Origin of the sequence: Streptomyces sp. NBC_01257, assembly GCF_035917255.1 — a bacterium.
Taxonomy (GTDB): Bacteria; Actinomycetota; Actinomycetes; order Streptomycetales; family Streptomycetaceae; genus Streptomyces.
Window position 1 is genome coordinate 228,659 of record NZ_CP108472.1, and the last position, 12,373, is coordinate 241,031.

Consider the following 12,373-nt stretch of genomic DNA (forward strand, 5'->3'; position numbering starts at 1 on the left):
CCTCAGGAGCTCGCGGCCGCCGCGGCGGCGAACCGGTTGGCGGGACGGGGAAGACCGAGCGTTTCGCGCAGGGTGTTGCCGGGCCGGGGTGCGCGATGCAGTCCGGCGGCGGCCAGGGCCGGCAGCACCTGTTCGGTCAGGACCGGCAGGTCAACGGCGAGTACGGCGGGGTGCAGCCTGACACCGTCGACCGATTCGGCGAGTTCGCGGAGCAGTTGCACCAGTGCCTCGGCGGAGCCGACATGGCGCAGCCGTCCGGACTCGGGCCAGTCCGCCGCTTCGTTCAACGCGGCGAGCCGGTCGGTGGCGGGTGTGTCCGCGTCGAGGACCACCTCCACCTCGGCGAACACCAGCGGCGCGCCCGCCGCCCTGGCCTCCGCCGCGCGGGCCGCCAGTGCGGCGGCGTCGGGGCGCCCGACCAGGACCACGTCGGCGCGCGCGTCGGCGTCCAGTGCGTCCGGGACCAGGACGACGATCTGGCCCTGCGGTGGACGCGGCGTGATCAGGGGGCCCTTGACGGTGAAGGAGGCGCCCTCGAAGTCGATGGGGTGCACCCGGTCCGCGTCCAGGAACCGGCCGGTCGCGACGTCCTTGATGACCGCGTCGTCCTCCCACGAGTCCCACAGGGCGCGGGCGGTGTCGACGACGTCGGCGGTCTCACGGAGCTGCGCGGCGGCGGGAAGCGCCTCTCCCCCGACGGTGGCGAGGTCGTCCGCGCCGGCCGCCGCACCGACCAACCAGGCGGCCCGGCCGCGCGAGGCGTGGTCGAGACTGGCCAGCTGCGTGGCCAGGTGGAACGGTTCCGTGGTGGTGACGTGGAGGGTGGGGGCGAGCCCGATGCGGTCGGTCAGCTGCGAGACGTACGCCGCCCGGGTTCCGGCCTCCACCCGTCCGACCGCACCCGGACCCGTAGGGAGCGGGAGTGGCGAGTCGTCGAAGGTGGCGAGGGCGAAGCCCGCCTCCTGGGCTGCGGCGACCACGTCCCGCAGGGCCCGGGGAGTCAGGATCGCTCCGGGTGGACGCCCCGAGTGGCGCCAGGCGGCAGGGTGGGTGCCGTCGCCGTCCACCTCGAGGGCGAGGTGCAGGCCTGGACGGCCGGCCGCGTGGTCAGACATGGAACTGCCTCCGGTTGAAGTCGGTTCAGCAAGGCGTCTACGGGACGTGGGCGCGAGTGGGACGTGAGCAGGCGTGGGACGGCGGTGGCGCCCGATGGCCTGGAAGCCGGAGTGAATGGCGCGATCAGCGCGTTGGGACGCGGCGGCCGCGCCGTCCGGGACCAGTGCGGCACGCACACACCCACACCCCGGCAGGCCCGCCAAGCCGGACGCGGCAGTCGTGGACCACGGGCGTCGCGACAGGCGTCAAGCCGGGTGGGTGCGAGGGTGGATGGCGTGGCGGGACGCGTGAGGCGCGTTCAGGTCTCCACGTTCGACGGCGGAAACGGAAACGGCCGGGGCGCGGTCAGCGGCCGGTGGAGGTCCTCGGACACAGCGCGCTGCTCACGCGGAGGAGGTCGACATGGCGCCGGGCCACTCGCAGCTCGAAGGACCCGCCGTGGTGCGGCACGGCGCCGTCGCGCTCGTCGGTCGCTCGCGTCTGCATGCCGGTCACCTCGCATCCCTCGGCCCGGTCAGCAGCTCGGGATCTGCTGCTGATGCCAGTGATTTCGGCTCACGTTAGCCGTTCGGCTCGCGTTGAACAATGCCGTGCCAGAGGACCGGTCAGGATCCGGTGACCGATCCGGGAATGGGGCGCGGGCCCCGGGGAGTTGCACGATGCGGCAGTACGCCGGCCGGGCAGTCGGGCCCGGCCCATGAGCGCACACCGAGGAGTGGACATGACCGTCCAGGACATCGACCGGGTGAGTTTCGTCCAGGAATGGGAGCAGTGGCACCGCGCCCACGAGGCGGTACTCGCCGCACCGCACGGGTTCCTCGCGATCACGAGCCTGCACTGGCTGAGCAGCGAACCGACCCGCTTCGATGACGCCCCCGGAGCCTGGTCGACCTCGGCGGACGGGGTGGTGGTCGACCTGGCGGAGGGCGAGGAGCTGACCGTCGACGGCACAGCGGTCCGCGGCCGGTACGAATTCGGCGTCCTCGCCGAGCGCACCGGCGTGAACGCCGGCTTCGGTGACGCGGTCATCGAGGTCGCCAAGCGCGGCGGGCACGACATCCTACGGCCCCGCCACCCCGGGAACGCACTGCGCACCGCCTTCACCCGCACCCCCGTCTACGCCCCCGACCCCCGCTGGCTCGTCACCGGACACTTCGTCCCCTTCGACGAACCACGCCAGGTGACCGTCGGCGCGGCGGTCGAGGGCCTGGAGCACGTCTACGACTCCCCCGGCCGGATCGAGTTCGAACTGGCCGGTGCGGTGCACCGGCTCACCGCGTTCAACGGCAGGGATCCCGGCAGCCTTTCGGTGCTGTTCACGGACCGGACCTCGGGAGTGACCACGTACGCGGCGAACCGGTCCCTTCAGGTCGCAGCCCCTGACGGGGAGGGCAGGGTGAGCCTCGACTTCAACCGGGCCGCGAACCTGCCCTGCGCCTACACGGACCTGGCGACCTGCCCGCTGCCGCCCGCGGAGAACCGGCTTCCGGTGGCGGTCGAGGCCGGCGAGAGGATCCCGCTGGAGCGCGGCGGACAGCCCTGATCACCGGGGACCGAGGGCTGTGCCCGCGGTCCCCGACGGGCGGCGCACGGCGGCAGATTCTTCATACGAATGAAACGACGCGGCCGGACGTGCGCCGCAAGCGCCGTCTCCCCGTGTGAAGGGGACCGTCGAAGGTGTGCGCGGGTCAGCCTGCCAGCCGGGCGAGGGCCATCGCGTGTGCGTGGTCGAGGGAGTCATCGGCGGCGCACGGGACGTCCGGCTGCACACCGGTGCCCTCCCAGTTCGTGCCGGAGACCGGGTTGATGGCACGGCCGACCGGGACGGTGGCTTCCAGGTGCGGGTGCACGGTCCAGCCCTGGCAGGGATGCGCGCCGCCGCGGGTGCGCTCGCCGACGACCACGGCGCGGCCGAGCTGCTGAAGGTCGTACGCCAGCTCTTCGGCGGCGGAGAACGTGCTGGTGCCGGACAGCACGTACAAGGGCTTGCTGCCGCCGAAGCGCGCGCCGGGGACGTGCGGCAGGCTCCAGGACTGCTCGCTGCGCTCGCCCGCGCGCCAGTACATGGAGTTGAGGTGGGTGCGCTCGTCCAGGAGGTAGCTGCACACGAAGGCGACCGTGTCCGGGTCGCCGCCCCGGTTGCCGCGAAGGTCCACGATCAGCGCCTGGGCGCGGGAGGCCACGGTGAGGGCGGCGCTCAGCGGCTCCGCGGCCCACTCCAGCGGAAACAGCATCGGTGCCAGCTCCACCACGGCGACGCCTCCTTCGAGCAGTTCCACCCGGGGCGCACCGCCCAGCGAGGCGTCGAAGTCGCGGCGCATCGCGTCCAGCGTGGCCGCTCCCTGCTTCGGGGGCACCGGGTCGGCGTGGTGCTTCAGCCTCAGGTGCCGGTCGCCGTTGAGGGACTGCAGGTCCGCGGTGACCAGAGGAGCGAGTTCCCCGGCTTCGCCGACGTCGTAGGCGCCCTCCGTGAGGCGTCGTTTCAGCAGGCCGGCGAGCTGCTCGGCTATCTCCGGGAAAACGTAGTGCTCGGTCAGCAGCCGGGCTGTCTCGTCGATGACGGAGGCGGGCTGAAGCTTCGGCAGAGTCGTCATGGCAGGGAGTAGAGCACCACCCTTGCGAAAGCGTCAACAATTTTAGACACTTTAGGTATGCGCGATCAGCCTTCCTATCCGCCGCCTCCCGAGGACGTTCTGGAGATCGGCGCACCTGAGCAGTTCGCGGCGCTCTCCCACCCGTTGCGCCAGCGGTTGCTCTTCGCCCTGGGCCACCGGCCTGCCACCGTCAGGCAGCTGGCAGCGCAGCTCGACGCGAAGAAGGGCAACGTGGCCCACCACCTCAAGGTGCTCCGCGATGCCGGGCTGATCCACGTCGCCGAGACCCGCCAGGTCCGCGGCGGCACCGAGCAGTACTACCAGCGCACGGCCCGCCACATGCTCGTCGCCGAGCCCAGGGCGGCAGGCACCGCCGCGATGCTCGCCGCGGTGGCGCAGGAGCTGGACCTCGCTCCCGTGGAACCCCACCTGACACTGCGCCACCTGCGGCTCAGTCCCGAGAAGGCGCGAGAGCTCGGCGAAGCCCTCGCCGCTCTCGTCGACGAGGCCGAGGAGGGCGCTGAGGACCAGCCGGTGCACGGGGTACTGGTGGCGTTGTATCAACAGGCTTCGCCGGCCGGCACTCCCGGTTCCGTCTAGCGTCCGTTGGCATCGGGCGCCGGCGCACCGGATCAGCGGGATCGACCGGACCTCGTCCACGAGCCGTCGGCACCGCGCTCGGACGCCGCGACGCGGCGGGTGTTCCTGACGCCCTCCGAGGGCTCGGACACCCGCCGCTGCGGCGTGCGCTCACTCCTTCGTCGCTCCCGCGAGCATGCCGGAGACGAGGGTGCGCTGTGAGAAGAGGAAAAGGACGAGAACCGGGAGGATCGCCACGACGATCGCGAGCGCCAGCTCGGGGATCGTGATGTTGAGGCCCGCGCCCGCGACCGGGTTGAAGCTCGGCGTCGAGGTGAGGAGCTGGTTGAGGCCGACCTGCACCGGGAACTGGTCGCTGTCCGGCAGCACGAGGTAGGGCAGGAAGAAGTTGTTCCAGTTACCCACGAAGCTGAAGAAGGCGACGAGCCCGACGACCGGCTTGGCCAGCGGCAACGCGATCTTGGTGAAGAGCTGCCACTCGTTGCAGCCGTCCATGCGCGCCGCCGAGAGCAGGTCGCGCGGCAGGCTGCTGCCGAAGTAGATGTACACGAGATACACGCCGAAGGGGTAGAACGAGAAGGGCAGGATCACCGACCAGACCGTGCCGATGAGGTGGAAGTTGTTCAGCTCCAGGAAGACGGGGAGGACCAGCGTCGCCTGCGGCATGATCATGGTCACGAGGGTGACGGTGAGCAGCGTCTTGCGGCCCTTGAACTTGGTGAGTGCCAGCGCGTAGCCGGCCGTGATGCTGACGGCGAGCGTCAGGATCAGCGAACCGCCGCTGTAGATCGCCGAGTTCAGCAGCCAGTGCGCCATGACGCCGTCCTGGAAATCGAACAGGTGCTTCCAGGCGGTGCCGATCTGGCCGAGGGAGCCGAAGGAGAGCGGGTTGTCGTGCGTGATCTGTCCGGCCGTCTTGCTGGGCGCGAGCAGCAGCCAGATGACCGGCAGCACGAAGAAGACCAGCAGCACCGCGAGGAGCGCGCCGATCACCGCGAACGAGAGGAACTTGGAGGGGCGTGCCAGCCGGCCGGTGCGGGCGGCGAGGGGGATGTCGGTCATTTGTCGTCCAGGGAGAACAGGTTGGAGCGTGCGACCAGCAGACCCGCGGCGATGAGACCGAGGCTCAGCAGGAAGACCGAGATGGCCGCCGCTCCGTTGAAGTCGCCCTGCTGGAAGGCGAACACGAAGGCGAGCTGGTTCGGCGACCACGTGGGGCTCACGCGGCCGAGGCTCGCGGTCTGGAGCAGCTGGGGCTCGACGAAGAGCTGGGTGCCGGTGGCGAAGGCCATGATCGCCATGTAGACGATCCACTGGCGGATCATGGGGATCTGGATGTGCCAGACGGTGCGCCAGGGTCCGGCCCCGTCCATCCGGGCGGCTTCCAGGACCTCGTCGGGGATGTTGTTGAGTGCCCCGTACATGACGACCATCCAGCCGCCCGCGCCGGTCCAGAAGGCGATGAGCATGAGGATGACCGGCAGGTGTCCCGGTGCGAGCACCGCCGCGAAGGAGTGCATGCCCATGGCTTCGAGGAGCCAGGAGACCGGGCTCACGTCCGGGTCGAGCATGAAGAGCCAGACGAGGACGCTCGCCACCCCGGCGAGGGCGCCGGGGATGTAGTAGAGGAAGCGCAGCAGGGCGGAGGTGCCGGGGCGGATGCGGCCGCGCAGGACGACCGCGACGAGGACCACGAGAACGACGAGGACCACGAGCCACAGCACGAGGTAGACCAGCATGTGCTCGAAGGCGGGCAGGAACCGGTAGTCCTTGGCGACCTTCGTGAACTGGTTGAGGCCGGTGAACTGGCCCCGGTCGTTGGTGAAGGCGAGGTAGAAGGAGTAGGCGGTCGGGAAGACGCCGAAGGCGAGCAGGAGCACCGTGTATCCGGCGACGAAGAAGTAGCCCGCGTTGAGCCGGCGGCGCCGCGGCCGCGACGGCGCGGAGCCGTCGCGGGGCGGAGTGCCGGTGGAGACGCGGGGGGTCTCCAGGACGGTCATTCGTTGGTCACCTGGTATCCGTCGGCCTTGGCCTCGTTGCTGATCTCCTTCTGCCAGTCGGGCAGCACCGAGGTGAGGCTCTTGCCCTCGGTCAGCTTGGGCAGCACCGCGCTGGACCAGGCGGTGGCGTCCGGGAACTTCGTGTTCGACCAGCCGGTCCACACCGCGTCGGCGGCGCTCCGGAAGACCTCGCTCACGTCACCGGCGAAGTAGGAGCTGTTCGCCGGGTTCTTCAGCCACGCCTGGGCGGCCTTGGTGTACGCGGGGTAGGTCGGCGCGGCGCTCTGGTTCTCGTCCGAGGTGGTGAGCCAGGTGGCGAGGTCGGTGGACGCCTTCAGGTTGTTGCTGTGCGAGGAGACCATCCACACACCGCCGCCGACGTTTCCGGTGCTGGCGGTGGTCTCGCCCTGCCACTTGAGCGGGGGCGCGACGGCCATCGTCTTCGAGGGGACCTTGAAGGCGGTCTTGAAGAGGTACTGGCCGTACCAGGACGGGCCGTAGGCCATCAGGACCTTGTCACCGCTGTTCTTCGCGAAGCCCTGCGAGAAGAAGCCCTTGGTGGCGACGGCCTTCGCGTCGATCAGGTTGTCGAGGAGCTTCGCGGTGCGCGTGCAGTTCTTGTCGGAGAGGTTGCTGCGCAGCGTGTCGGGCTCGGTGAGCTGGTACGCGGGGCACTTCGTGGACCAGAAGTAGGACTCGTGCGAGTTGGTGTCACCGACCGATCCGACGAGGTAGCCGGGGTGCTCCTTGCCGACCTTCTTGCCGAGCGCCTCGTACTCCTCCCACGTCGTGGGGACCTGGTAGCCCCACTTGTCCATGAGCGGCTTGTTGTACCAGAGGACGACCTGGGCGATGTCGTTGCGCAGGCAGTACGTGTGACCGTTGAACTCGCAGGGGGTGAGGGAGCCCTTGGCGAATCCGTCCAGGGTCGCCCGGGGGACGAGCTCGTCGTCGAGCGGCGCGGCGAAGGGCTGCGCGCCCGGCTTCGTCGGCTGCGAGGCCCAGGTGACGTCGGTGGGGGAACCGAAGACGACGTCGGGCCAGCCCTTGTCGGTGCGGTCGAAGAGCTGCACCTTCGACTGGAGGTAGGTGGAGCCGTCGGCCCCGCCGTCGTAGGTGACGATCTTCATCTTCGTGTCCGGGTGTGCCTTCTGGTACGCCTGGACGGAGGGCAGCCGGGTGGAGTCGGCCCACACGGTGATCTGCGAGCCCTCCTTCTGCTCGGCCTGCTTGAAGTCCTTCGCCGTGGCCGGGGAGCTGCCGGTGTCCGAGGTGGTGTCCGCGCTGGCGCAGCCCGCGAGGAGCGCCGCGGCGGTCAGGGAGAGCACGGCGGCGGCGGTGCGGGTGGCACGGGCCCGGCCGGCTCCGGCAGATCGGAGAGACCTCATTGTCCTGCCTTTCGTTGTACGGGGAGTCTGCGGTGAGGGGGCGGTGCGCCGGTGGGGCGGGCGCCGGGGTGTCCGCCCGCACGGGGGCGCGGGCGGGGCACCCACGTCGTTCAGCGCGGGGTTTCGACGAAGGGCTCCAGCGTCTTGCCGTAACCCAGGCCGAGCGGGAGGGAGATGCCGGGTGCGGTGGGTGCGTGCACCAGGCCATCGGCATCCACGTGGCGCTCGCGCACGACGTGCGCGGAGGTCACGAGGGACTCGTAGTAGGTCGTGTTGGGGATCGCCATGCACAGGTGGTGGTTGGGCAGGTCCGAGCCGTGCACCTCGGCGCGGAGCTGGAAGGAGTCCGCGAGGTGCGCGATGCGCATGGCCCCGGTGACTCCGCCGCGCAGGTTGGTGCTGGCCCGTACCCCGAAGGTGGCTGCCCCGGCCTTGATGAAGTCGGCGGCGTTCATGTGGGCGCCGTCGGAGGTCTCGGCGACGAGCAGCGGGATGTCCACGCACTCCGCGAGCCGCCGGTAGGAGCTGATGCTGAACTCCCGCATCGGCTCCTCGTACCAGAGGTAGTCCGCCTCCGAGAGCGCCCGGCCCAGGTGGATGGCGTCCGGGAGGTCGAAGCCGGCGGAGCCGTCGTACATGAGCGGGACGTCGGGGCCGACGTGCTCGCGCAGCGCGAGGCAGAGTGCCGCGTCGCGGCGGGCGTCGCCCCAGGCGTGGAGCTTGATGCCCCGGTAGCCCAGCGCGAGGCTCTGGTCGGCGACGTCGAGGAACTCCTCGGTGTTCGCGAAGGTCGAGGTCGAGGCGTAGGCCGGTATCGATGTGCGGTAGCCGCCGAGCAGCCGCCACACGGGTTCGTCGTAGTAGCGGCCCGCGAGGTCCCACAGGGCGGTGTCGATGAGGCCCAGGGCCGGGAGCGGGAGTTCGTGGATGCGGTCGAGCTCCCAGACCCGGTGCCACAGCCACTCGCGCTGGAAGGGGTCCGCGCCGAGCAGTTCCTCGCGGAAGACCACGTCCACGAGGCTCGTCAGCATGGCGTACGCGCCCGGCCGGGCGAACAGCGCGACGCCTTCCGCACCTTCGTCGGTCCCGAGGTGCAGGACCGCACCGTCGCCCACCCGGGCGCTCCCGGCGAGCCCTTCCCGCCACAGGAAGGGAGGGTCGGCGGGCGGTACCTCGACCCGGTGCACTTCGACGCTGGTGATCTTCATGAGTGGCTTTCGTCTCGTCTTTCCTGTGCGTCCGCGATGACGGCGGCGGGGTGGGGGCCCGTCGTGGGACGGGCCCCCGGCTCCCCTAGAAGCCGCCGTAGGCGCGGATTTCGTAGATGCTGGCGCCGTTGCCGCTGGAGCCGGTCACGGTGAGCCGCAGGTAGCGGGCCTCCACCGGCTGTTCGGCGACGGCGTTGTCGGTCTGGGTGGTGGTGGCCTTGTCCGTGCGGTCGGCGAAGGTGGACCACTCCTTGCCGTCGGCGGAGTACTCGACGCGGTAGCGGTAGCCGCCGCTCTTCTCGAAGGTGGTGACGACCGCGGAGACCGGGGTGCTCGTGCCGAGGTCGACCTGGATCCAGGAGGGGTCCGGCAGGAAGAGGCCCTGGGCCCAGCGGGTGCCGTTGTCGCCGTCCACGGCCTTGGCGGGCGTGTTGCCCTCGGAGTCCGAGGAGGCGGTGGCCTCCTTGTGGAGGGCGAGGTCGGTGTCGGCGGGGGTGGTGACGACCGCCTCCGGGCTCGCGGGCGAGGTGTTGAGTGCTTCGTCCCGCGCGGTCACGGTGAAGGTGTAGCGGGTCTCGGGTGCGAGCCCGTCGATCCGCAGCGAGGTGTCTCCCGTGACGGCGACGCGCTTGCCGTCCTGGAGGACCGCATAGCTGGTGACACCGTTGTCGTCGGAGACGGCCGGCCAGTCGAGCCGGACGCTGCCGGGGAGCAGGACCTTCGCGGTGAGGGACGTGGGCGCGGTGGGGGCGGTGCGGTCGGTGACCTTCGCCTTCGTGCCGTAGACCCGGAAGTCGAAGATGCTGCCGCCGTTGCCGCTGGTGCCGGTCAGGGTGAGCCGGACGTAGCGGCCGGTGACGGGGGTGGTGGCATGCGCGTAGTCGGTCGCCTCGGTGGTGTCGGCACCGGTGCGGTCGACGAGCGGCTTCCAGTGCACCTCGTCGGGCGACACCTCGACGCGGTAGCGGTAGCCCTTGCTCTTCTCGAAGGTGGTGATGGCGCCGTTGACGTCGTACGAGGCGCCGAGGTCCACCTGGATCCAGGAGGGGTCAGGCAGGCCGAGGCCCTGGGCCCAGCGGGTGCCCGGGTCGCCGTCCACGGCCTTCGCCGGCGTGTTGCCCTCGGAGTCTGAGGAGGCGGTGGCGGGGTGTCCCAGCGCCAGGTCGTCGCCCTTGGGTGTGCGTACGACGGTGGTGGTGCTGTACGGGGACTCGTTGCCGGCCGCGTCGCGGGCCCGGACCTGGAAGCGGTAGGTGGTGTTCTGCTTCAGGTTCGCGATGCGGACCGCGGTGGAACCGGAGGCGCTGACGAGCTTGCCGTCGAGGTGGACCGTGTAGCCGGTGACGCCCTTGTCGTCCTTGGACGCGGCCCAGCTGAGATCGGCCACGGTCGGGAAGTCCGTCGTGACCTTCGGTGCGCCGGGCCTGGTGGGCGGAGTGCGGTCGGTGACGACGGGACCCGGGTCGAGGTGCTGGTAGGCGGCCTCCAGTCCGGCGTTCTTCACGATCGAGGCGGGGAGCTGGTCGCAGCCGCCGACCTTGACGTTGTCCTGGACGGTGTTGTCGAAGCTGCCGCCCTGGACCGAGTAGCCCTGGTTGTCCGTGAAGTTGCCCGAGGCGTTGTTCTCGATGCCGTGGTTCATCAGCATCCACTGGTACGCCACGCCGCAGAACGCGTTGTTCGTGTTCGTCCAGCCACGGCTCATCTCGTCGTGGTAGACGGCGCCGTAGGCGGGCTCGGGGACTCCGTGGATGTAGTTGTCGCTGACCCGGCCGCCGGGGTTGGCGCCGAGCGTGTAGACCGCGCCGCCGTCCGCCTGGTGCTTCATGATGTCGCCGATCTCGTTGTACGAGATGACGGTGTTCCGGCTGGTGGTCGGTGTCGTGGCGACGGGGACCTTGCCGTTGCCGACGTACGAGGGGTTGCCGCCCTTGTCGGTCAGGCCCCAGCCCCAGCCCGCCGAGATGCCGCTGTAGGGCAGGTCGTAGACCTTGTTGTGCGTGATCGTGGTGTGGTCGGTGTAGCCGGCGAGGATGCCGAGCGAACCGTGGTACTGGTCGGCGGCCCGGGTCACGACGTTGTCGGTGACGGTCGTGTCCTTGACCACGTTGCGCTTGTCGGCCGGGTGGGCGTCGTCGTAGTAGTCGACGCCGCCGATCTGGATGCCGGTCGCGGATATCTGCCGGAACACGTTTCCGGTGATCTCGGTGGACTGGCTACCGGTGTTGAGGTTGAGCCCGGCCGCGCCGAGGTGCGTGAAGGTGTTCCCGGTGAAGGAGACGTCCCGGGTGAAGCCGGTGTTGACGGCGCCCGGTGTCTTCTTCCAGTCGAGCCTGGTCGAGTCGAAGTCGGGGTTGTCCGCGCCGACCATCCGGAAGCCGGCCTGGCCCTCGATGTGGCCCTCGTCGGAGCTGGGTTCCAGCCAGGTCGAGTGCGAGAAGGTGAGGCCGTCGAAGGAGACGTCCCGGACGGGAGCCGCCGCGGTGCCGTTGAGGTCCACGAGGTCCTGCACGGTGGGCACGGTGACCTCGGCCTGGCCGATGTCCTGACCCTGCTTCGGGTAGTAGAAGACCTCCCCGGCCGCGTGGTCGATGTACCACTCGCCAGGTGTGTCGAGCAGCTCGCGGGCGTTCTCCAGCCAGGTCGGAGTGGTGATCTCCTGGCCTTCCTGGAGGTTCGCGTTGTTCCAGCACGGCTGCCGCATGGTCATGGTGTGGCCGTTGACCGACTCCACCGGGCAGCGCATCAGCTTCCAGCCCCAACTGCTCACGACCTCCAGGTCGGAGGGGTGCTTGAGGTGGGTGAGGCTGTCGTCGGTGAACGTGTAGCCGGTCTTCGTCTTCTGCCAGCCGCCGGGCCACTCGTTCTCGGTGCGCGCACGGGTCTGCGGCTCGCCGTCCACGTAGAGCTGCCGGGCCTGGAGGTCACCGATGGGTGCCTTGAAGACCTTGCCGTCGCCGTCGGCGGGCTGCCAGCCGGTGATCTGCCTGCCTCCGCTGATCACGGGGTGCGCGCCGCGGGCGGCTGCCCAGGTGACGGTGGAGCCGTTCGTGCCGGAGTCGCGGGAGTCGAGGACGAGTGTGCGGTCGAGGCGGTACGTGCCGTCGGCCAGCTCGATCCGGATGTCACCGTGCACGCGCTTCTTGACCGCGCGCACGTGGTCACGGGCGTGTTCGAGCGTCTTGAAGGGGCGCGCGGCGGTGCCGGTCCCGGAGTCGCTGCCGTGCGGGGAGACGTGCACGGTCAGGGCCGGGCGCGGTGCCGCGGCGGGCGCCGCGGAGGCGGCGGGGGCGAGCGGCAGCACGAGGGCGGCCGGGGTGATGAGTGCTGCGGCGAGTGCGGCTCTTCGCAGCCTGGTGGGCAGGGCGTTGTTCTCAGGGCGTGTGGACACGGGTATCCCATCGCGTAAGGACAAGCTGTCCGGACCCCGGAGCGGCTGGCTCCGGGTCTGGGGGCCGGGCCGGCCG

At 70.3% G+C, this 12,373-nt stretch carries 10 protein-coding genes; 2 read left to right on the top strand and 8 right to left on the bottom strand.

From position 1 onward, the window contains the following. Nucleotides 1-2 precede the first annotated feature (2 nt). Nucleotides 3-1,115 (bottom strand): LLM class flavin-dependent oxidoreductase, encoded by a 1,113-nt coding sequence (locus OG408_RS01090; RefSeq protein ID WP_326667501.1) that lies wholly within the window; start codon nt 1,113-1,115, stop codon nt 3-5. Nucleotides 1,116-1,461: 346 nt separating this feature from the next. Next, nucleotides 1,462-1,602 (bottom strand): putative leader peptide, encoded by a 141-nt coding sequence (locus tag OG408_RS01095; protein ID WP_285567695.1) that lies wholly within the window; start codon nt 1,600-1,602, stop codon nt 1,462-1,464. Nucleotides 1,603-1,837: 235 nt separating this feature from the next. Here OG408_RS01095 and OG408_RS01100 point away from each other — a divergent pair, with 235 nt between their 5' ends. Beyond that, nucleotides 1,838-2,659 (top strand): DUF1684 domain-containing protein, encoded by an 822-nt coding sequence (locus OG408_RS01100; RefSeq protein ID WP_326667504.1) that lies wholly within the window; start codon nt 1,838-1,840, stop codon nt 2,657-2,659. Between the two features lie 145 nt (nt 2,660-2,804). Here OG408_RS01100 and OG408_RS01105 read toward each other — a convergent pair whose 3' ends face one another. Continuing rightward, a complete protein-coding gene (locus tag OG408_RS01105; protein WP_285567691.1) occupies nt 2,805-3,710 on the bottom strand; it encodes a S41 family peptidase in 906 nt (301 codons plus the stop codon). Nucleotides 3,711-3,767: 57 nt separating this feature from the next. Between OG408_RS01105 and OG408_RS01110 the strand changes: the two genes are divergently transcribed. Further along, nucleotides 3,768-4,310 carry an ArsR/SmtB family transcription factor gene (locus OG408_RS01110; protein ID WP_326667507.1) on the top strand — a complete coding sequence of 181 codons (543 nt, stop codon included), beginning with the start codon at nt 3,768-3,770 and terminating at the stop codon, nt 4,308-4,310. Between the two features lie 150 nt (nt 4,311-4,460). Here the strand turns inward: OG408_RS01110 and OG408_RS01115 are convergent, their stop codons facing one another. The 5 genes from OG408_RS01115 to OG408_RS01135 form a co-directional block, all read right to left on the bottom strand. Beyond that, nucleotides 4,461-5,372, bottom strand: coding sequence for a carbohydrate ABC transporter permease (locus OG408_RS01115; protein WP_326667510.1), 912 nt, complete (start codon nt 5,370-5,372; stop codon nt 4,461-4,463). Next, on the bottom strand, nt 5,369-6,310 hold the full coding sequence (locus OG408_RS01120; RefSeq protein ID WP_326667512.1) for a carbohydrate ABC transporter permease: 942 nt from the start codon (nt 6,308-6,310) through the stop codon (nt 5,369-5,371). The genes OG408_RS01115 and OG408_RS01120 overlap by 4 nt, the downstream gene beginning before the upstream one ends. After that, nucleotides 6,307-7,698, bottom strand: a complete 1,392-nt coding sequence (locus tag OG408_RS01125; RefSeq protein WP_326667514.1) for an extracellular solute-binding protein — start codon at nt 7,696-7,698, stop codon at nt 6,307-6,309. The genes OG408_RS01120 and OG408_RS01125 overlap by 4 nt, the downstream gene beginning before the upstream one ends. Nucleotides 7,699-7,808: 110 nt before the next feature. Continuing rightward, the gene (locus OG408_RS01130) at nt 7,809-8,906 is read right to left on the bottom strand and encodes an enolase C-terminal domain-like protein (protein ID WP_326667515.1); all 1,098 of its coding nucleotides are present in this window, start codon (nt 8,904-8,906) and stop codon (nt 7,809-7,811) included. 85 nt (nt 8,907-8,991) lie between these two features. After that, entirely contained in the window at nt 8,992-12,297 is a 3,306-nt protein-coding gene (locus OG408_RS01135; RefSeq protein WP_326667516.1) for a discoidin domain-containing protein, read from the bottom strand. Nucleotides 12,298-12,373: the final 76 nt, after the last annotated feature.

Coding starts and splice junctions, on each gene's coding strand:
- OG408_RS01090 (WP_326667501.1), bottom strand. CDS start 1,115: ATGTCTGACCACGCGGCCGGCCGTCCAGGCCTGCACCTCGCCCTCGAG.
- OG408_RS01095 (WP_285567695.1), bottom strand. CDS start 1,602: ATGCAGACGCGAGCGACCGACGAGCGCGACGGCGCCGTGCCGCACCAC.
- OG408_RS01100 (WP_326667504.1), top strand. CDS start 1,838: ATGACCGTCCAGGACATCGACCGGGTGAGTTTCGTCCAGGAATGGGAG.
- OG408_RS01105 (WP_285567691.1), bottom strand. CDS start 3,710: ATGACGACTCTGCCGAAGCTTCAGCCCGCCTCCGTCATCGACGAGACA.
- OG408_RS01110 (WP_326667507.1), top strand. CDS start 3,768: ATGCGCGATCAGCCTTCCTATCCGCCGCCTCCCGAGGACGTTCTGGAG.
- OG408_RS01115 (WP_326667510.1), bottom strand. CDS start 5,372: ATGACCGACATCCCCCTCGCCGCCCGCACCGGCCGGCTGGCACGCCCC.
- OG408_RS01120 (WP_326667512.1), bottom strand. CDS start 6,310: ATGACCGTCCTGGAGACCCCCCGCGTCTCCACCGGCACTCCGCCCCGC.
- OG408_RS01125 (WP_326667514.1), bottom strand. CDS start 7,698: ATGAGGTCTCTCCGATCTGCCGGAGCCGGCCGGGCCCGTGCCACCCGC.
- OG408_RS01130 (WP_326667515.1), bottom strand. CDS start 8,906: ATGAAGATCACCAGCGTCGAAGTGCACCGGGTCGAGGTACCGCCCGCC.